This is a genomic window from Acinetobacter sp. WC-743 (genome assembly GCF_000335555.1).
In the GTDB taxonomy this organism is placed as follows: domain Bacteria; phylum Pseudomonadota; class Gammaproteobacteria; order Pseudomonadales; family Moraxellaceae; genus Acinetobacter; species Acinetobacter bereziniae.
In genome coordinates this window covers 16,394-38,034 of sequence record NZ_AMFQ01000132.1, presented here as the reverse complement: position 1 = coordinate 38,034, position 21,641 = coordinate 16,394, and the positions used below count along the sequence as shown (strand labels likewise).

General features: G+C 37.7%; 16 protein-coding genes. 7 read left to right on the top strand and 9 right to left on the bottom strand.

The window, feature by feature from the left end:
* Positions 1-10 precede the first annotated feature (10 nt).
* On the top strand, positions 11-3,091 hold the full coding sequence (locus tag ACINWC743_RS19935) for a MexW/MexI family multidrug efflux RND transporter permease subunit (protein ID WP_009586711.1): 3,081 nt from the start codon (positions 11-13) through the stop codon (positions 3,089-3,091).
* A 358-nt stretch (positions 3,092-3,449) separates the two neighbouring features.
* Here the strand turns inward: ACINWC743_RS19935 and ACINWC743_RS19930 are convergent, their stop codons facing one another.
* From ACINWC743_RS19930 to ACINWC743_RS19915, 4 genes are all read right to left on the bottom strand, one after another.
* Positions 3,450-4,202 carry a PA1136 family autoinducer-binding transcriptional regulator gene (locus ACINWC743_RS19930; protein WP_009586687.1) on the bottom strand — a complete coding sequence of 251 codons (753 nt, stop codon included), beginning with the start codon at positions 4,200-4,202 and terminating at the stop codon, positions 3,450-3,452.
* A 434-nt stretch (positions 4,203-4,636) separates the two neighbouring features.
* The gene (gene hchA, locus ACINWC743_RS19925) at positions 4,637-5,506 is read right to left on the bottom strand and encodes a glyoxalase III HchA (protein WP_009586760.1); all 870 of its coding nucleotides are present in this window, start codon (positions 5,504-5,506) and stop codon (positions 4,637-4,639) included.
* Between the two features lie 391 nt (positions 5,507-5,897).
* Positions 5,898-6,758, bottom strand: coding sequence for a Vmh family MBL fold metallo-hydrolase (locus ACINWC743_RS19920; protein ID WP_009586819.1), 861 nt, complete (start codon positions 6,756-6,758; stop codon positions 5,898-5,900).
* Between the two features lie 4 nt (positions 6,759-6,762).
* Complete coding sequence (locus ACINWC743_RS19915) at positions 6,763-7,440, bottom strand: DsbA family protein (RefSeq protein WP_009586766.1); 678 nt, start codon at positions 7,438-7,440, stop codon at positions 6,763-6,765.
* A 134-nt stretch (positions 7,441-7,574) separates the two neighbouring features.
* Here ACINWC743_RS19915 and ACINWC743_RS19910 point away from each other — a divergent pair, with 134 nt between their 5' ends.
* The gene (locus ACINWC743_RS19910; protein WP_009586723.1) at positions 7,575-7,922 is read left to right on the top strand and encodes a winged helix-turn-helix transcriptional regulator; all 348 of its coding nucleotides are present in this window, start codon (positions 7,575-7,577) and stop codon (positions 7,920-7,922) included.
* A gap of 43 nt (positions 7,923-7,965) precedes the next feature.
* Here ACINWC743_RS19910 and ACINWC743_RS19905 read toward each other — a convergent pair whose 3' ends face one another.
* Together ACINWC743_RS19905 and ACINWC743_RS19900 are read right to left on the bottom strand one after the other, a co-directional pair.
* Positions 7,966-9,249, bottom strand: coding sequence for an OprD family outer membrane porin (locus ACINWC743_RS19905; RefSeq protein WP_009586817.1), 1,284 nt, complete (start codon positions 9,247-9,249; stop codon positions 7,966-7,968).
* 31 nt (positions 9,250-9,280) lie between these two features.
* On the bottom strand, positions 9,281-10,627 hold the full coding sequence (locus tag ACINWC743_RS19900) for an MFS transporter (RefSeq protein WP_009586739.1): 1,347 nt from the start codon (positions 10,625-10,627) through the stop codon (positions 9,281-9,283).
* A 647-nt stretch (positions 10,628-11,274) separates the two neighbouring features.
* Between ACINWC743_RS19900 and ACINWC743_RS19895 the strand changes: the two genes are divergently transcribed.
* Positions 11,275-12,351, top strand: a complete 1,077-nt coding sequence (locus ACINWC743_RS19895; RefSeq protein WP_009586783.1) for an aromatic ring-hydroxylating oxygenase subunit alpha — start codon at positions 11,275-11,277, stop codon at positions 12,349-12,351.
* 12 nt (positions 12,352-12,363) lie between these two features.
* Positions 12,364-13,308 (top strand): PDR/VanB family oxidoreductase, encoded by a 945-nt coding sequence (locus ACINWC743_RS19890; protein ID WP_009586712.1) that lies wholly within the window; start codon positions 12,364-12,366, stop codon positions 13,306-13,308.
* Between the two features lie 67 nt (positions 13,309-13,375).
* Here ACINWC743_RS19890 and ACINWC743_RS19885 read toward each other — a convergent pair whose 3' ends face one another.
* The 3 genes from ACINWC743_RS19885 to pobA form a co-directional block, all read right to left on the bottom strand.
* Positions 13,376-14,056 (bottom strand): GntR family transcriptional regulator, encoded by a 681-nt coding sequence (locus tag ACINWC743_RS19885; RefSeq protein WP_009586737.1) that lies wholly within the window; start codon positions 14,054-14,056, stop codon positions 13,376-13,378.
* A gap of 341 nt (positions 14,057-14,397) precedes the next feature.
* Entirely contained in the window at positions 14,398-14,739 is a 342-nt protein-coding gene (locus ACINWC743_RS19880; protein WP_009586729.1) for a hypothetical protein, read from the bottom strand.
* Positions 14,740-15,175: 436 nt separating this feature from the next.
* Positions 15,176-16,408 carry a 4-hydroxybenzoate 3-monooxygenase gene (pobA, locus tag ACINWC743_RS19875; protein ID WP_009586777.1) on the bottom strand — a complete coding sequence of 411 codons (1,233 nt, stop codon included), beginning with the start codon at positions 16,406-16,408 and terminating at the stop codon, positions 15,176-15,178.
* Between the two features lie 133 nt (positions 16,409-16,541).
* On the opposite strand from pobA, the gene ACINWC743_RS19870 reads away from it, so the two are divergent.
* The 3 genes from ACINWC743_RS19870 (at position 16,542) to ACINWC743_RS19860 (ending at position 21,080) form a co-directional block, all read left to right on the top strand.
* Complete coding sequence (locus tag ACINWC743_RS19870; protein ID WP_009586785.1) at positions 16,542-17,351, top strand: IclR family transcriptional regulator domain-containing protein; 810 nt, start codon at positions 16,542-16,544, stop codon at positions 17,349-17,351.
* A 291-nt stretch (positions 17,352-17,642) separates the two neighbouring features.
* Positions 17,643-19,853: a TonB-dependent siderophore receptor gene (locus tag ACINWC743_RS19865; RefSeq protein ID WP_009586802.1), complete on the top strand. Its 2,211-nt coding sequence runs from the start codon at positions 17,643-17,645 to the stop codon at positions 19,851-19,853.
* Positions 19,854-20,018: 165 nt separating this feature from the next.
* On the top strand, positions 20,019-21,080 hold the full coding sequence (locus ACINWC743_RS19860; RefSeq protein WP_009586713.1) for an alpha/beta hydrolase: 1,062 nt from the start codon (positions 20,019-20,021) through the stop codon (positions 21,078-21,080).
* Positions 21,081-21,641: the final 561 nt, after the last annotated feature.

Below are 21,641 nucleotides of genomic sequence, written 5' to 3'. Positions count from 1 at the left end.
GGGTCATGTCATGAAGTTTACCGATCTTTTTGTCAAACGCCCTGTACTTGCGCTGGTGGTAAGTACCTTAATTTTATTGGCAGGCTTATTTGCCTTAAATAAACTGCCGATCCGTCAATATCCACAACTTGAAAGCTCAACCATTAGTATCAGTACCGAATACCCCGGCGCATCCGCTGAATTACTACAAGGTTTTGTTACTCAACCGATTGCACAAGCCGTCTCTTCAGTTGAAGGGATTGATTATCTGAGTTCTTCTACGGTCCAAGGACGCAGTGTCATTACGCTTAGAATGCAATTAAATCGAGACTCGACTCAGGCATTAACCGAGGTTATGGCTAAAGTGAATCAGGTTCGCTATAAACTGCCACAACAGGCTTTTGATCCTGTGATTGAACGTTCCTCAGGTGAATCAACGGATGTTGCTTATATTGGATTTTCCACAGAACAATTGTCATTGCCAGAGTTAAGTGATTATTTGTCCAGAGTGGTCGAGCCAATGCTCTCCACCATTGAGGGTGTTGCCAAAGTACAATCTTATGGCAGTCAACGTTTAGCCATGCGAATTTGGTTGGATGCAGATCGTCTAGCAAGTCGAGGGGTTACGGCTGCTGATGTTGCTAACGCCATTCGCCAAAATAATTATCAAGCTGCGCCGGGACAGGTTAAAGGTGAGCTGGTGATTTCCAATGTCAATGTCTCCACCAACCTCATCAGTATTCAAGATTTTAAAAATCTGGTGATTCAAAATAACGGACAGAATTTAATTCGACTTCAAGATGTAGCTACAGTTGAGTTAGGTGCAGCATCGACAGAAACCAGTGCATCTATGGATGGAAAGCCTGCGATATTTATCGGATTACAAGCCACGCCAACAGGAAATCCATTGGTCATTGTTCAAGGCATTAAAGACAAATTACCTGAAATTCAAAAGACCTTGCCTCCGGGTGTCAAAGTCAATTTGGCCTACGAAACAGCACGCTTTATCGATGCATCGATTGATGAAGTTTTACACACTTTTATCGAGGCACTGTTGATTGTCATTGCAGTGATCTATTTATGTTTAGGCTCTTTGCGTAGTGTATTGATTCCAGTGATTACTATACCTTTGTCCATGTTTGGTGCATTGGGACTGATGTTGCTTTGTGGCTTTAGCATTAACTTGTTGACTCTTTTGGCGATGGTCCTTGCGATTGGGCTGGTTGTGGATGATGCAATTGTGGTGGTGGAAAATGTCCATCGTCATATCGAAGAAGGCTTATCTCCAATAGCGGCTGCGATGATTGGTGCTCGAGAAGTTGCAGGTCCAGTGATTGCAATGACCATGACCCTTGCAGCAGTCTATGCGCCTATTGGTTTAATGGGAGGGCTCACAGGTTCTTTATTTAAAGAGTTTGCATTTACACTGGCTGGCGCTGTTTTAGTTTCAGGCATCATCGCCCTCACCTTATCCCCAGTCATGAGTTCATTTCTGCTTCAATCTAAACAGCAAGAAGGAAAAATGGCAAAGGCAGCTGAATGGTTTTTTGAACAGTTAACGCAAACCTATCGAAAAATATTGGATTTTTCATTGCATCACCGTTGGATCACTGTACTTTTTGCCATCGGTGTTTTTGCCAGTCTCCCCTTGCTCTATCAATTGCCACAAAAAGAATTGGCGCCTCTCGAAGATCAAGCTAGTGTACTGACAGCCATTAAAGCGCCACAACATGCCAACCTAAAGTATGCTGAACATTTTAATCTTGAACTGGATAAAATCTTTTGGCGTTTTCCTGAAACCAGTACAACATGGATTATTAATGGAACTGATGGACCCGCTTCCAGTTTCGGTGGAACCACGCTTTCCTCATGGAAAGAACGTCATCGCTCTGCGGATGAAATTCAACAAGGTCTACAAAGTCAGGTCGGCAGTGTAGAAGGTACCAGTATATTCGTGTTTCAAAACCCATCGCTGCCCGGCTCTACTGGAGGCTTACCGGTACAGATGGTATTAAGGACTTCGCAAGACTATTCTACGCTTTACCAAACCATGGAGAACATCAAACAGAAAGCGCGTGACAGTGGGCTTTTCGTGGTGGTCGATAGTGATCTAGATTTTAATAATCCCATGACACGGATAGAGGTTGATCAATCCAAAGCCAATAGCTTAGGGATACGTATGCAAGATATTGGCGAAGCACTGGCAACATTAGTCGGTGAAAATTATGTCAATCGTTTCAGTATGCAAGGACGTGCTTATGATGTAATACCACAAAGTATTGGTCAGCAGCGCTTGACATCACAAGCATTAACCCAACAATTTGTCCGTACAGATCAAGGCTCACTGATCCCACTTTCGACTGTGGTACATTTGAGTGAACAGGTCGAACCGAATAAACTCACTCAGTTTAATCAGCAAAATTCGGCAACTTTTCAGGCGATTCCAGCTCCGGGTGTATCTTTAGGTCAAGCTTTGGCTTTTCTTGAACAGGTCGCTGTGGAATTGCCAACAGGTTTTAGTTATGACTGGCAAGCAGATGCTCGTCAGTATATGCAAGAAGGCAACAGTTTAATGTTTGCATTTTTAGCGGCATTGATCGTCATTTATCTGGTGCTGGCGGCTCAATATGAAAGCCTGATGGATCCTTTTATTATTCTGATCACTGTACCTCTTTCGATTTGTGGTGCGCTGATTCCTTTGGCGTTTGGGCTTGCAACTGTCAATATCTATACCCAAATTGGTTTAGTCACACTAATTGGTTTGATCAGTAAACATGGTATTTTGATGGTTGAATTTGCCAATGAACTGCAAGTTCACGAAGGTTTAAATCGGCGAGAAGCCATTCTAAAAGCAGCTCAAATTCGTTTACGTCCGATTCTCATGACCACTGCGGCAATGGTGTTTGGTCTGATCCCTCTACTGTTCGCCACTGGTGCTGGCGCACATAGCCGTTTTGGCTTAGGGCTGGTGATTGTATGTGGCATGCTGATTGGAACATTCTTCACCCTATTTGTTTTACCAACCATATACAGCCTGCTCGCACGTCGGCATAACCAAGATGCTGAGTCTGGTCGTTTTAAAGCACTTAAACAATTTGAAACTGCGGAATAATGGAGTTTGATTCAGGAATGAATTAAAAAACGATTCAATTCGTATGATTTAATCAGTCAAATAGATACCTTAAAATCATTCATGATTTACTAGTGCATGATTGACTAGTGCGTGATTGAATAGTGAATGATTCAGGTATGCAAAAAACTGGTGTTAAATAAGCGTTCACTGTTGTGACTTTACAAATGGCTTGGGATGGCGATTTTTGTCGCCTCCCAACTCATCACAGCACGATCACGATCTAGTGAGAAATCTAAAAGACAAACGCTAATTTTTCAGTAATAGTATCGATTAGAATGCAGTTTTATCACATTGAATGATCCACGCTTGATTTAATCAATCCCCCTCAGCAACGTCTCTATATTTCAATTTCTTTGCTGACCATTGCTGAAGCTATCGCTTGTGCTGTGGACTTTACCCCCAAACGCTTACGAACATTTCTTAAATGATTTTCGACTGTTCGCTCTGAAATTTTTAAGATTTCCGCGATTTCAATCTGTTTATGTCCGATTGCAGCCCATTTCAGCACTTCTTTTTCTCGTTGGGTCAATTTACGCTGCTGTACCGAAGTATCAGGTCGATAGGATAAAATTTTTCGGAATGCAAGCTGACATATCATTTGAACCATTAATTTAAAATCATCACTGACATCAGACAGGTTTCCTGCAAAGGAAAAAGCACCTTCTAAACCAGTTCGACCAAAAATAGGGACTTGTATTCCGCTGAGCTCATCTTGATACAACGTATTTTTAATAACTCGATAGCTTTCTTTTCCGGTTTTTTTATTTAAAGTCTTTGTCCAAAAAAAGGGTTCATCATATTCAAAAATATGACGAGTGATGGGGCAACGACGTAAATAGATTTCACGCTCATCAATATTTTCAACATTCGACCAAGGTCCTGAAACAAAGAAAATTTCATCCACCCATTCACTTTGATTGTGAGGGAAAACACTGCAAACAATAATACGATCAAAATTTAATGTTGCTGCAAAACTCACCAGAATCTGAAAAACCTGTTGCAGGTGATGCGCCTGATTCAATTGGTACACTGTCTGAAACAATAGATCAGCCAATTGATGTGGTGCAAATCGTAGCGCTTTATTTGTCAATTTTAATCTCTTGGTCAAAAATCAGCATTAAATTTGTATTTATTAGGGGCTGTGGACATTTCATAAATGGCTTGCGTTGTAGGTTAAAATTGAGCAGGCATGAGGAGTATACTCCGCAAGGAAATGAAGAGAATAGCGAGACTATTTTCAAGTTTCATAACGTAGCCTGAGATAATTTTAGCCACAACCCTGAGCAAGAACAAAGCACTGCTTTTTGTTTGCAGCGCAAGGCGCAGCGGGGACTAGCGTGTTTTTTGCCGCTTCTTCGTTCCGAACTACTTATTTAGAATGACTAAATTTCGTATTTCGCGCCTAGAATCGCCTAAAAAACACACCTAGTCGCAAACATAGACGAATTGTCCACAGACCCTAAACTTTTCAATTAAATTTTTAGCATCAAAAGTAGTCTCCACTGAGACTACTTTCCTCAAAGTTTAAACCAATTCAGGATCAGCCAGTAAAGTTTCAGCCGCTAATTTACCCAGATTATTTGAAGCTAAAGGACTATCTCCAGTCAGGAGTTTACGGTCTTTATGTACTTGCCCAGTGATACCTTTATTGAGAATTTTTACCCCCAATTTTTCTAGGTTTTCACCCACCAACCATGGCAAAGCACCCGGCATATAACCAATTTCAATATTTGCACCTTGATCTAAAGAATCTGGAAAAACACAAATCTCATAATCTTTAAAAATATAGTTTTCAGGCTTTTCATCTACAGCGGCAGCAAGTAATGATGCCGGACCATGACATAAGGTAATCACATACTTATCATGTTTTACCGCCCACGCTAGTAATTGTTTTACCGCTTTACTTTCTGGAATTTTTGCTAACACACCATGCCCACCCGGGATAAATATACCAGCATAAGGCGAATTTTCACTGATCGCCTCAGTAAGAATATCGTCAAGCTGCAATGGATTTTTAAGTTTTTCAGAATACTTGTGATAAGTATCTAAAACAGCTTTATCCTCATTGGGCATTGCCCACATTTCAAGTTTGACAGGATTCCCCGAAAGTGTAGCCACCTGCACTTCAAAACCTGCAGCATCCAAATGAAATACAGGAAGGAGCATTTCTACTGGATGATTACCTGTTGAAAAAAACTTTCCATTTTGCATCAAGATATAACGCTCATCCGTTGCAATCATCAGTATTTTTTTATTGCCTGTATACGGTGTCGGATAAGTTGTCCCATCATAATCAGTTTTTGAAGATGTATATTGACTTAAAGAGTATGGGGATGGGAAAAAAGCATTATCTTCAGCTAAATCTGGGGTTGGCAGTTTACTTAATTCACTCATGTTATGCTCCAAAATTTTTTTGTGGTTTGGCTCAGTGACTACAGTATATTCTTGAGTAAAACATGTTTTGAATGAGGGAAAACCCCTAGACATACAAATTTAAAACACAAATATGCATTACATTTAAATCAGATATCATTCAGTGAAAATAGGTATCTGATTCATCTGATGAAATATGACAAACATGATTCAATTACAAATGTAATTCTGTTGTTATATTTGATATTTAATTGAATAATTTAGACTCGCAGCATTTTTTTTCTTTTATTCTTTTTGATCATAATAAGTAGCTACAAAAAACCAGAAACTTAACCTAAATAAATAGATTAAGTTTCAAGCGCATATCGTATCAATCATAGATCATTTTTACATGATCAAAACAAGGATTAAATTATTTCCATTCCATTTCGCCTGTGAGCACTTTAGAACTCAACTCCAAAGAACTTTCTTCAGCTAAATTTGGATATTTTTCCTTTAATGCAGCGATAACTGATGCAGAATCTTTATGATCCTTTAAAACTTTATCGACATCCACAAGATATTGGTAAGTGAAATCAATGGCTTGTGTTGCCTTTGGAATATCACCGATATAATGCCCAGGAATAACAGCACTTGGGCTTAAACGCTTCATTTGTTTCAGTGTTTTCTTCCAAGCATCTCGTTGTTTTTCACTTTGTGTATCTGCTGTCCACAAATGAATTCCAGAAGATACCCCTACCCCACCAAGAATGGTACGGTTATGTGGTACCCAAAGATAAGATGCATATTTGCCAGGTGATTTAATTTCAATTTTTTCACCTTCTAATTCAATTGATTTTGCTTCAGTGGCATTCGGAACAATCACTTGAGTGGGTGCAGCATCTTTTAAAATCGGTCCCCAATAGGCGAATTTACCAACTTTTGTGACTTCAATATGCTTAACAACTTCTGGCGTAGCGATCACTTTAGCATTTGGAAAAGCTTGAACCAAAGGTTCTAAACCAAAGTAATAATCTGGATCACCTGCGGTAATCACAATATATTGAAGATTTTTACCACTGTCTTGAATCAACTTGACCAAGTTTTTAGCATCATGCGTGCTAAATTGTGCATCAACCAATATTGCATCCTTTTCCCCCGAGATTAGAGTCGAAGTCACAGGAAAAATACCCTGAGTTTGAGGGTTATACACTTTATAGGTAAGTTCTGTCCCAAATGCTGAGGCGCTCAAAGCAACTGAACTGACTAGAATAGATTTTAAAAATAATTTCATTGCCTTATCTCTCTTTAGAATTAAATGAAGTTTTAAGTAATTGTTGCTCTACAAAACGTACCAAATCCTGTGGTTTATTATAAAAACCATGAATAGGAAGCTGACCAATCTCCGCATGTTGGTTTTCAAAAACCACTGTAGGAAAACCTTGTCCTCGTACACGTGATAACAGTTGACGTGTTTGATCTATGTGTTGATCTAGCTGATTTTGATCCACAGCATCTAAGTATTTTGACCACTGGTCAGGGCGAATACCAAGTTCAGCAACGAGCTGAGCAAGCACACTATATTGTGTGACATTTAAGCCTTTCTGATAGTAAGCTTGTTGTATTAAATTTAATAACGCCATCATCGAATCATAACCCAGCGCCTGCTTGATACTTAAAAATGCATGTGTTGCAGGAATTGAGTTCATCTTCAAGCTGCTGTCTTTGAGCAAGCCATTTTTATAATCGTCACCAAATTTTACGCCAGTGAGTTGATGGATTTGCTCATCATAATGAATAATTTGTGCGCGCATTGCAGCCGTCATTTGCGGTTGATGATCTTCACTATATAAACCACCAAGATGTAAGCATTGAAGATTAGGAAAACCTTCCTCAATTGCATTTATCAAAGGCAATGCACCATAACTCCAGCCACAAATCGGATCAATAATCCAGTGCAGAATCGGAGACGCCATAAACTTCCTCTTAGAAATAGATAGACTTTCGAAATATGCAAAACACATTTCAGCTGATATTTGTTATAGTAAAGAAGACAATTACTTTTTGTAAGTACTTACAAAAAAGTAAGTGACTTGATCTTGGAAAATCTATGAAAACTGACACGTCCTGTTTAGCTGCAAATGTTTTATCAAAAAATTGCCCGTCTCGAATGCAACTAATGCATTTAACCAATCGCTGGGGCGTACTGGTAATGTTTTGTTTAAGAAGAGGCACGCATCGTTTCAGTGAATTGAGACGTAGAATTGATGGCATCAGTGAAAAAATGCTGACCCAAACTTTACGTGATTTAGAAAATGATGGTTTCGTTGTGCGTAAAGAATTTCCTGTCATTCCACCGCATGTTGAATACTCTTTATCTGAAACTAAAGGTGTTGAGGTCGCTGAAAAGATTTATGACTTGGTACATTGGATTGAGCAGAATAGTAATGAAACATAAAACGGTTCTTTGAATCAAAGAACCGTTTGTAATACAGATTCCGTTAAAACTTAAAGCTATAATCTATGTTTAAACGAGTTTCATTGGCTGAGTGAAAGACCATATTGGTTGGCATATCATTTCGGTAATGAGAAAAACGTGCTCGCATGCCTAAGCCTTTTAACTTCCCTTCTGGGATTTTATAAGCTAAATCAAGCTCCATCGATTCTTCTTTAAAACGTTTATCGCCATAACTAAGTAAATCAATATCTTGCCCTTTGGCATAGCGGGTCATAAAACGCAGTCCATTGAGAGAAATATCAGCTAATTTTGTATTTTTAAAATCATATTCATAACGCAGTGAATAAACTTTCTCGTCCTTGTTAGAATAATCTGAACTCATAAAATCAAGCACCACAGGACTTTCAGTTCCCGATAAAAATGGTAACCCTGTTGAGCCAAAGGCCTGCATATAACCCAAAGACAGAGTATGGTTCTGATAATTTAAGCCAAATAATCCACTTAAATGCTGGTTATCTACATCACCAATTTTTTGTCTACCTGTCTCCTGACTATTGAAAAATCGCACATCGCTTAAAAAAGTTAACTGTTCATTTAAAGGCTGTTTACCATTAAAACCCAAGAATTGCTGTTGGTAAATATCATGTAATTCAGCCTGATAAGCACGTATTCGATACGCATCATTGAGTTGATAGGCACCACCAAAACTATAGAAGTAATCTGTTGTTGCTGATTGAGCAAAACGACGATTGATATTGTCCGTACCGACATCACTATAATGAATCGAATCACGTTGTCGCACTTGGTCTACATAAAAACCTTCCAATTGTAACTTTGGAATTTCATTGGAAACAAACCGAGCACCTCGATAAGTTTGAGGGAACAAACGCGCAGGTGAAGAAAAAATCGTGGGTAATCGTGGAACCAAATCCCCCACAAAGAGCTCATTTCTCTTAAATTTTGCTTTGGCAGTCAGCCCTATTTTCCCATAATAATCATCTCGTGAATTATCTGCATTTACAGGTAATAAGTTACTCCGTGCATAGTCATTGGCTCGATCTCCAATTAAGTTAAATCCAGCCATTGCCAATATATCAACACCAAAACCAACTGTTCCATCGGTATAGCCCGATTGACCATTAAAGATAATACCTTGCGCCCAATCACGCGCAGCAGTATAAGGATATGGATCTTGCTTATAGTCTCGGTCAAAGTAAAAATTTCTAAGCGTTAGCTCTGCACTACTGTCTGTCACTAAATCGGCATGCGCCAGAGCACTAAATAATGGGCAAAAGTATACCCACACCCACAAGGATGTTTTTTTCATTTTTTATCTCAACTATTTAATTTTTAGAGGATTAAGTTGTTGTTTTAAGCGTATAGGCTGCTTCATTTTTATGTCGATAAAATGCATTACCCAACATTAAAATAAGCACAATTGCCAAAATAAATACCACTCCGTAATATGCATAAAGTGTGGCTGGCGCTAAACCTTTATCTAAAAAAACGCCTGCAATTGTTGGTGATAAAATGGCACCAATACGTCCAAAACCAATAGCATAGCCTACGCCACGACTACGAATATCGGCATCGTAAATTGTAGGTGAAATAGAATATAAACCAGCAATACAGCCATTAATCAGCGTTCCAAGTAATAGACCAACAATCAATGCCACGCTCACTTGGGCCGAGACAGCCACGAATAAAAACACACATGCGGCAGTTAGTCCTAGAAATAGACTTAAGGCATAGAAAATTTTGATACGGGATGCCAGCAAACCAATAATTGCTGCACCAAAGATCCCACCAATACTAATTAAAATACCTGTGGTAACCCCTTGTTCAGGCGACATTCCCATTGAAATTAAAATTTTCGGTGTCCAACTCATCACAAAATAAAAGCCAAACATTACGAGAAAGAAAGCACCCCATAGACACAATGTTTGAAAGCCCTGTTGCCCACCAAATAATTTGGCAAAATCTCCGCCACCCTTTGCATCACTTTTTGCATAATCAGGTAAGGCATCTAGATGAGTTAAGCCCATACGCTGTAATACTGAGTTCATTCGCCCTAACGCTTGTTGTGGTCTTTTTGCCAACAAATAATCTAAGGACTCAGGCAATAACCATATACTCACCAACAGCATTGCAATGGTTGTGATCCCACCTGCAAGGAAAATCGAGCGCCAGCCTAAATGTTCAATCAGTGCCAGTGACAATATCCCACCAAGTGTGGCACCAATCCCATACCCTGTAGACATTAAACTTACCGCAAAACTTCTCCAGCGCGTATTGGCATATTCACTGGCCAAAACATTGCTACTGGCAAGAATACCGCCAACCCCAATCCCTGTGACAAAACGAAGGATGGCTAACATGCTATGACTATTGACAAAAGCGCATACCAGCATACTAATCCCAGCGATCACCAAACAAATTAAGATCAGTAAACGGCGACCAATTTTATCGGCAAGTGGTGCCAGAAAAATCGAACCAGCAGCCATACCAAATAGACCAGCACTTAATAACAAACCGATTTGAGCACCAGAAAGCGACCAATCAACTGAAACTGAAGGCGCGGTAAATGCCATAACCATGACATCAAAACCATCAATAATATTGAGGCAAACACAAATCAAAATCACGAACCATTGGTAGCGGCTCATTTTATTTTGACTTATCTCACGAAGTACATCTCTTTCCATTTGTGTATCTCCCAATCTGGATAGGATATACGCACGACATTACCGAGTTGCGTTGTTGGGTGGTTATGCATATCCGTATCCATAATTACCTAGAGGAATAATTTAATTTTTAAAACTCGTTTTTGAACAAGAATTTTTTTTGGAGCGTCCTGCTCTATTTCATCCTGACTAATTGGATCCAAAAAATCAATAGTATTATTAAAAAATATTTTCCAAAAAAATATTAAAACATTAAAATACATGATTTAAATAATAACTTTTAAATTAGAAGAACTAGAAACTAATTTTCACATTTGAAGATTACATAAAAATGGATCCATTAAGTTCATTTAACCTCTTTTAAGTCAGTGACCTTATTGAGAATATTAAAAAAGCTCACCGCGACATTTTTAAATATTTCAGTTTCCGCAATACGATGAGCATTCAACAAAAATAAAAATTGGATCCAAAATATAAATAAAAGCACAAATAACCACATAAATACCGTAGAGATATTTTTTTAAATAAAAACAGTAAAATACAGATAAATACAAAATAAATAAGCCCAAATCAAATACTTCAATGATCAAAAATTATCATTTTATCGATTGACCGTTTACTTGTGTTGATATAAATTGGATCCAATAAGTGATAAGGAGTCATCACAAATGTTTATAAAAAATGCATGGTATGTTGCTTGCTATCCTGAAGATATTCAAGACAAGCCGCTTGGTCGCACCATCTGTGGTGAAAAAATTGTTTTCTATCGCGGCAAAGAAAATAAAGTCGCTGCTGTTGAAGATTTTTGTCCACATCGTGGCGCCCCATTATCATTAGGCTATGTAGAAGATGGCAATTTAGTTTGTGGTTATCATGGTTTAGTCATGGGATGCGAGGGAAAAACCATTTCTATGCCAGCTCAACGTGTAAACGGTTTCCCCTGCAATAAAGCCTATGCAGCCATAGAAAAGTTTGGATTTATTTGGGTTTGGCCTGGTGATCAAGCTTTGGCTGATGAGTCCAAACTTCCAACACTAGAATGGGCAGATCATCCTGAGTGGAGCTATGGCGGTGGTCTATTCCATATACATTGTGATTATCGTCTGATGGTCGACAACCTTATGGATCTGACCCATGAAACCTATGTTCATTCGAGCAGTATCGGGCAAAAAGAAATTGATGAAGCCCTTCCTATCACCAAGGTCGATGGTGATCATGTCATTACTGAGCGTTATATCGAAAATGTCATCGCTCCCCCATTTTGGCAAATGGCACTTCGTTGTAATAACTTAGCAGATGATGTTGCCGTAGATCGTTGGCAACGCTGCCACTTCGTTGCACCAAGTAACGTACACATTGAAGTGGGTGTCGCTCATGCTGGACATGGCGGATATCATGCCCCTAAAGATAAAAAAGTGTCATCGATTGTGGTTGATTTTATTAGCCCTGAAACAGAAACCTCGCATTGGTATTTTTGGGGAATGGCACGTAATTTCCAACAAGATAACCCGACCCTCACTGATCTCATCCGCGAAGGTCAAGGCAAAATCTTTACCGAAGATTTAGAAATGTTGGAACAGCAGCAACAAAATATTTTGCGAAATCCCCATCGCCAGTTACTGATGCTGAATATTGATGCTGGTGGCGTACAGTCACGTAAAGTGATTGACCGATTACTGGCACAAGAAAGTACTCTCACGCCTGAAACAACAAAACATAAATTTCCAAATATTCGGGTGATTTAAAGGAGAATAAACATGGACGTTGTTATTAATAAAATTCATCAACTTACTCCATCAATTCGAGCCTTTGAATTGATTTCAAGCAATGGTTCTGTCCTTCCAAGCTTTGAGGCAGGCGCGCATATTGATGTACATCTCAAAAATGGTTTAACGCGCCAATACTCACTTTCAAATTGTTGTCGTGAAAAGCATCGTTATGTGATTGGTGTTTTACATGATGAACATTCTAGAGGTGGTTCTCGTTGCATGCATACCGAGTACCGTGAAGGTGATCTGTTACGTATTGGCGCACCACGTAACTTATTTGAAATTCATCCTCATACCCAAAAGGCAATCTTATTTGCAGGCGGCATTGGTATTACCCCGATTCTTTCAATGGCATATCGACTTAAATCCCAGCGGATCCCATTTGAACTACATTATTTTGTACGTAGTCATGAAATGATTGCCTTCTATGGAAATTTAACCGAACACTTCGCAGGTCAAATTTATTTTCATATTCAAGATCAACCAGAAACGCAATGTGATATGTCTTCAGTCTTGGAGCAGAATGCATCTGATAGACATTTATATGTTTGTGGGCCAGCAGGTTTTATGGCATTTGTGATGGAGTCAGCTCAACACATGGGTTGGCAGACAGAGCAGCTACATCAAGAACACTTTGTCGCACAAAAGTCAGAGAATTCTAACAATACAGCGTTTACCATTGAAATCAAAGGCAGTGACCGTCGAATCGAAGTGCAGCCTCATCAAACTGCCACCCAAGCCTTAATTGAAAACGGTTTTGATGTCCCTATTTCTTGTGAGCAAGGTATCTGTGGAACCTGTATCACACGTGTGCTTGCAGGAGTTCCAGATCACCGCGATGTATTTATGACTGACGAAGAACATGCATTAAATAACCAGTTCACCCCATGCTGTTCCCGAGCAAAATCTACAAATTTGGTGATTGAGTTGTAATGAAAAACAGCGCCTTTCATTCGATTAAAAGGAGTTGCTTAGGGTCTGTTGATATTTCATTTCGGTTTTATTGTGTCAACACGTTTCTTAAGGTCTCACCAAAAACCACAACACTACTATGTTCCCGCATCAATGTTTCAGCACGCCCAGCCTGTCTATGCATTAAAGCATCGTAAATTGAACAGTGCTGTAAATGGGCATAATGTAAGCGACGATATTCTGAAAGTGCTTGAGTTTGGTCATAGGTAATGGCTTGGGCAGAGGCCATGGGCAATTGATTGTTTTTGGCTAAGGCTTGGATCAACGCAACATTTTGCGCGCCTTGAATAATGGTATCGTGAAAAATCACATTAAAATGATGGTAACGTTCCAGTTCATGATCACCAAACTCAGTTTTTCCATCAAAAAGTTTTTCAGTTTCGACAATGCAATTTTGTAGTGTTTTTTTCTGTTCTTCCGTCAAACCTTGTTCTGCAATGGTTTTAGCTGCCAGTCCCTCAAGGATACCACGCACTTCAAGTGCATCATTGATCAGTTTTTCTGAAATTTCTCGAACCGTATATCCCCGAGTTGGATTTTTAATCAGTAAACCTTCTTGCTCAAGCAAACGAAATGCCATACGCACTGGCTGTCTAGATACCCCTAATAACTCAGCCGTTGGAATCTCTGCAACTCTGGTACCGCCCTCAAGCTCACCATCAATAATCATTTTTCTAAGTTTAATTAAGACTTGTTGACCTGAAGACATTCACTGCTGCACGCTTTCAAAAATACCCTTTGATGCTAACAAGTTCACCCATAAAAGGAAAACAAATTTTTGATTTGAATCTATTTGGTTTGAAAGTAAAGCTTTGGTTTGCCAAGTTACATTACAGGCATAAAACCTACTTAATATTAAACTCAATCTTAACTATTGATACCCTCTAAATTGATGCAGTTCTTTGATAAAAAAGCAACGCGTGTGCTTTTTTATCAAAACAATGGGCGAATAATTCTATTAGTCAACAGCGATGATTGTAGGCTCACTCGAATTATAATCAATATAGTGCCATCCATTAAAAAGGGTTGAACAACTATAGTCATCACCACTTAAATCATAAAATGTAAACCCCAACCTTTTGTATTATGAAATTGTACACGGCTTTGATATATCTTACTGATACCGCCTATTACATTTCCTTCTGAAATACCTAATGCTTTAGCGCAATCCGATGTATAACTTGGTTTTACATTGACTTCCCATTTCAACTCACAACGGCTTCCTTCAACTTTATCCATTTGCTTTTTATTCAATGTGTCTGTCACTAGTTCCAAGCTATATCCTGCAGATTTTGGATAGCCAACCTCATAGTTTTTACCCTGATTATTTTTAAGGGAAACCACAATATACTCTTCATTTTGATCAATACTTAAAATATTTAAATTAGTCATTTTAATTACTCTTTGAGTTATGGAGTAAATAAATTATTATTTTCCAATTGATAAAAAAATACCCAATTCTTGGTATTTTCTCATACTTAAGTATTTATTTTTATAAAATAATTTGTAACATCCAGCCCCTTTTTTTTAAGTCTCAAAAATTCCAGTATTTTTTATCGAATTATTTATGAACAATCACACTACTTTTTCCTAATCTTAGTATCCTTTTCTTAACTATATCTTTTTATTGTTTATCAAAAAATTGCTTAAAATACGTTTAAAAAAAACTTTAAATAAAGCTATAGCATTTTAAATTTAGCTTAATCATAAACATGAAGATCAAGCTTTTTATTTTGCATTTAATTTGATTAGCAACAAAAAAAGCCACCTATATTTAATTAAGATTTAAAACCTTGATCAAAATAGGTAACTTTCTATTTTTTAAAAATTAATGACTAACCAAGTCTGAACGACTACCCTGCATATCATTAAAACTTTTAATTTCATAAGGTAAACCGACATAGTTTTCTGCCAATGTGGTTAATCCAGCATTTGATTCTAAAATATAACTTAGTTCAGCCTGTTTAATTTTATGATCAAACTCGCTTTCTGTTTCAAAACGATGCAGTAAATGCGTCATCCACCATGAAAAACGTTCCGCTTTCCATACTCGCTTCAAGCATTTTTCAGAATACGCTTCAATCCCTTTCTCCGAGTCATTGTGATAAAAATCAATCAAAGCATGTGATAAATAAGCAATATCAGAGGCTGCTAAATTTAAACCTTTTGCACCTGTAGGAGGTACTATATGCGCGGCATCACCTGCCAAAAATAATTTTCCAAATCGCATTGGCTCTGTCACAAAACTACATAAAGGTGCAATACTTTTTTCAAGGGAAGTCCCTGTTACTATTTTTTCACGGCTTTCTTCATCCAAACGATTTTTTAATTCATTCCAAAATCTTTCATCCGACCATTCATCAACATGATCTGTCACAGGGACTTGCAAATAATATCGACTCCGTGTTTGAGAGCGCATACTACATAAAGCAAAGCCCCGTTCTGACTGCACATAGATCAACTCATTTGATACAGGGGGTACATCTGCAAGTACACCTAACCAACCGAATGGGTAAATCTTTTCAAAAGTTTTGATTCTATCTTGAGGCACACTTGCACGACAAACCCCATGATAGCCATCACAGCCTGCAATAAAATCACATTTAAGCTGGTACGATTGACCATTATGCTGAAAGCTAACATACGGGTTTTGCTCAAAATCATGAATTTGTACATGCTCAGCTTCATAGTAAGTAGGTAAACCTGCCGCTTCACGAGCATGCATTAAATCTTTTGTGACTTCCGTTTGTCCGTAAACCGTAACTTGCTTCCCCTGAGTTAATTTAGCTAAATCGACACGATGCTTTAAGCCGTTGGTTAAAATTTCAATACCATCATGTGGCAGTCCAAGCTTTTTTAAGTTCTTGTCCACACCCGCTTGGGCTAATAAATCTACAGAGACCTGTTCAAGTATGCCTGCTCGAATGCGTGCAGCTACATATTCAGCACTACGTTGTTCAATAATCACATGGGAGATACCTGCTTTAAACAACAGTTGTCCAAGCAATAACCCTGCTGGTCCTGAGCCAATAATCGCAACTTGTGTGGTTAAATTTTCCATAATATTTTCTCCATATCCTGACACTTAAATTAATTTCTTTGCTGTACTTTTGATATGGTGAAAACTGGATAATCACCGTATAGTGGTAACAATGACCGTATATCGGTTAAATAGAATCGAGTAAGGATGAACGATGAGATACGATTTAATCGAAAATAAAATTTCAGGTGAAACCATTAAGCAAGACGACTACATCGCTGGACTTGCCAAAGGACTGAGTTTACTTGAAGCTTTTGGTATTGATCGTCAAAAACTCAATTCGACTCAAGTTGCTGAACGTACTGGATTAAGCCGCACAGCAGCTCGAAGATATTTAAGAACTTTAAAATATTTAGGTTATTTAGAAAGTGATGATCATTATTTCTGGTTAACACACAAAGTATTACGCTTATCGAGCTCTTATCTGAGTTCTGCTCATCTGCCTAAAGTTGTACAACCGATTTTAAATTTATTGAGTGCACAAACAGGTTTGACTTTTTCATTGGTGGTTTTAGATGAACATGAAGTTGTGCCAATTGCACGAAGTTATTTACCCCAACAAGATAATCTACGCGTAAGTCCGTACGGCATGCATTTGGGTAATCGCTTACCTGCTCATGCAACTTCAACAGGTAAGGTTTTACTGGCAGCACTGCGTCCAGAAGAGCAAAAACAATGGCTGAACAAATATGGTTTAAAAAGACTTACTGCTTATACCATCCAAGATGAAACTCAGTTTTATCAAATATTGAATCAAGTACAAAAACAAGATTATTGTTTATCAAAAGAAGAGCATGAATTCGGTGTTATTGCGATTGCCGTTTCTGTTTTAAATGGTCAAGGTGATGCCGTCGCAGCGTTAAACTGTATTGCACAAACTCATCGAATGACTGATGAACAACTGCTTCAGCAAATTTTGCCTTTACTGAGAAATACAGCTTATGAATTAAGATCTATGATTTAAAATCATACTTATATTTTAGCCAAATCTGTATCATCATTCCTTCTCAATTGGATGAGATTGCTTCATATTCACTAAGCTTCGCCCGATTAAGCAATTCTCCATTTAATGGAAGAATATATTAATAATAAGCACTATTAACTGTTCGATCTTATTTTAAAAATATTGAGGCTCAATGACTTACCTCAATTAAATAAATTAAAAATTTAAAAAGAACATAAATCTTTATTGATTTTTACCCTTATTTTAAATGATAATAATTATCACTAGCATCTTTATAAAAAATTTATTCCAATGAAACTTTCAACACTAAGCTTATCTGTACGTCATGTTCTTTTCAGCTCTCTCACCTTGATCAGTTGTACCGCAATCGCAGAAGACTTCTCAACTCAATTGCCAACAATCGAAGTAAAAGCCGATACAGAAAAAACCACGGGATATACTGAAAGAAAATCTCGCGCAGCAACGAAGCTTGATCTGACCTTGAAGGAAACTCCACAATCCGTAACGGTTATGACCAGCCAACATATCGAAGATCAAAATTTAAATACCGTTGAAGAAGTTTTATCACAAACACCTGGTATTTATGTACAACGCTATGGTGCACAAGGTGCAGTTGGAAATGGTGGAGAATACACATTCTATTATGCGCGGGGAAATCAAATCTTGAACTATCAGGTAGATGGTGTAATGACCTCTCCTGCAACCAGTGGTAAAAATGGTTCATCTCTCAGCAATTTAAATCCCATTATTTATGAAAATATTACTGTACTCAAAGGTGCTGCTGGACTCACCAATGGTGCAGGTTATCCAAGTGCCAGTATTAATCTCAATCGTAAACATGCAACCAGTACTACACCAACAGGTCAGATTCAACTCAATGTAGGATCAGATCAAGCAATTCGCTCAACGTTTGATGCGCAAAGTGCCTTAACATCATCAGGAGTGGTCCGTGGGCGAGTCGTCGCAGCTTATGGTCAAAGCGATTCATGGCGTGATTGGGGAGATCAACGTGATGCCACACTTTATGCGGTAGTTGATGCAGATCTCAGCGAAAAAACGCAGTTCAGTGTTGGTTCTCTACTCAGTCGCTCTCGTCTCAATGGACAAGGTGTACACGGGATTACTGTATTTGGTGATGATGGCACATTGATGCCGTTCAATCGTGAATTCAACCCCAATGCACGTTGGGCTTATAGCAATGTGGATACACTCAATTTATTTACTGAGTTAAAACATGAATTCAACAATCGTTGGAAAATTCAAGCCAATTATAATTATACCAAACAAGACATTAATGCTTTATATGGTGTCATTGGTGTTGCCCAAGTCGACTACACCAAAATGACTGCATCACTTGCAGCATCGCAAAATGATTTCAGCCCAGAAGAACATAGCTTAGATCTTTCAGTCACTGGCGGCTACTCTCTTTTGGGACGTGAACATGAATTGATGCTTGGTGCAAGTTATCAAAATCTAAAGAGTAATAACAATGCTTATGCGGGATATAGTAGTAAAGATACGATTAACTTAAACACATGGAATGGGCAAATTGCTCTCCCGCCAGAAGCTCGCATTGCGACTGGTGTAAGTAATAAAGACTATCAGCAAAGTGGCTACTATCTTGCAACTCGACTTAATCCGATTGATTCCTTACATATTATTGTGGGTGGGCGTTTGTCCAATTATGATTTAAAAACCCATTCTACAAATACAGTTAGAAATACAGTTTCAGATTCTAAAATTAAAGAATCCAATCAATTTACACCTTATGCAGGGATTACTTTTGATATCTCCTCATATCTTACTGCTTATGCGAGTTATACCAATATTTTCTTACCGCAAACCAACCGTGATTATGCATACAATATGTTAAACCCACAGCAAGGTGACAATTATGAAGGCGGGTTTAAAGCAAGTTTTTATGATGACCGATTAAATATGAGTGCCGCTTATTTTCAAGCAAAAATGGATAATGTTGCTGAATCTGCTGGAAAATACAGTGATACAGATCAAGCTGTCATCAATGGATGGACAACAGCGGGATCAACTTATTATCACGGCGTCAAAGGTGCAAAAACGCAAGGTTTTGAACTTGAAATTTCAGGGCAAATTTTACCTGAATGGAATATTCAAGCAGGCTATACCCAAGCTGAAACGAAAGATAAAAATGGTCAACGTATCAATACCGATCGCCCTACACAACAATTTAAATTATTCACCACCTACAACTTACCCGTGATGGAAAATAAATTAACCGTTGGTGCAGGTGTAAATTGGCAAAATGAATTTTATGATAAAAGTAAAACAGGTCTAAATTATGAAGCTTTTCGTCAAAAATCCTTTGGCTTAGTTGATGTAATGGCTCGTTATGCAATCAACAAAGATCTTAATCTTGGACTAAATGTCAGTAATTTAACTGATGAAAAATACCGTCTAAATACGTGGGCAAATACTTATGGCGATCCACGACGTTATACCGCATCAATTCAATATAAATTTTAAAAATGAATTTGATTTAAAACGTCATTAAAGCACCATGCATGGGTCCAGTCCCATCATGGTCAATACTCTAAGTATTGATTTACATATAATACCTGCTGCTGATTGAGCAAGTGTTTACTTTTTAAATTGGTGTGATGACATCACAAATATAGAATGGATCTTTCTATGATCAAGAAAACTTTTCTCTACTTGGCTTTGGGCGTATTGTCTATGCAAATCTCAATACCCAGTTTTGCGGATAGCAGCATCAAAATTGGAGAAACACACAACTTCGTGTCCACTGTATTAAATGAAAAAAGAGCAATTCAGGTCTATCTACCAGCCAGCTATAATCAATATCCCAATCAAAAATACCCTGTTGTATATCTTTTAGACAGTGAAAGTAACTTTCATTATGTGACAGGGATTATTGAAAAATTATCTAAGTCTCCTTATCCCTCAATACCTGAAATGGTGGTTATCGGTATAGTCAATACAGATCGAGCACGTGACTTAACACCTACACCGCAAAAGCCTCAAATTAAAGAAGGACGGCTGATCGAAGGTAAAACTGGCGGAAATCTTGCTTTCTTTAATTTTTTAGAAACTGAGCTTATGCCTGACGTAGAAAAAAAATATCGTACTAACGGCTTAAATGTATTGATTGGTCATTCTTTTGGAGGAATCACTGCACTGAATCATATGCTTAACGGTCACAAAAATATTCAAGCTTATATTGTGCATGATCCCAGTATTTGGTGGGATGATGAAATCATGCTCAAGCGTTTTAAGGAAGTAAAGTACAAAGATTTTCAGCATAAAAAACTATTCTTAACACAAGTCGGTAGCAGTGAAAATACCGCCAGTTTGGACAGCCATTACAATGGTATTCAAAAATTCAATCAATATTTAACTCAACAACCCTTTGCACATTTGAACTATAAATATATCCAATATGAAGGTGAGGATCACGGCACTGTACCATTGAAAGGTAACCTTGACGGTTTGCGTTATATTTTTGAAGGCATGCAGATCAATATTAAATCAATTCCTGAAAATCCAGATCTGGTCAAACAGCATTACACTCAACTCAGTCAAAATTTAGGCTTTGAATTACAACCGAGTGAAGTTTATTTAAATGCCGTTTTTGACTATTTAAAACGCTCAAATAATCCTAAAGTAACACAACAGTTTCAGCGCTATATTCTCTCGATTTACCCACAATGGCAATCCAAAAGCACATCCTAAAAGCTAGTTTTTCCTCATAGTATAGGGCTGTCATTTTTATTCAATATAGGGTGGTATTTAGACCTCTACTACCACTCTGTCATTGCTTAAGTTGCTTATCTCTATAATTTAAAATTAATTAATTTTTATTAAATAAATCAGACTATTGTGAATTCACTTCACCCCAAGATTATTAATTAGAACGATATATCCATCATTTTATTCAGATCAGTATACTTATCAAAATTCAAACCACTTACCATTCACTTTTTAAAATATACGATTCCACAAAAATAAAAATAAAATCACAGATTATTATTTTTACCTTATTTAACTCACAAATTATTCATATAATGACTACAATTTATAATTCCACAATTAAAATAAGTCACACGCATTACTACTAAATAAAAAAAATTGAAATATTCATATATTGGCTATAATTTACCTACGGATACACATTAGCAACAGCATTAAGACAAAAAAGCAAAAGATAAATAAATTGTTTAAATTTTCATATACTTAATAAAAGTAAAAAATAATAGAACTACTTTAAAAGCAACAAAAAAACTATTAAATTAT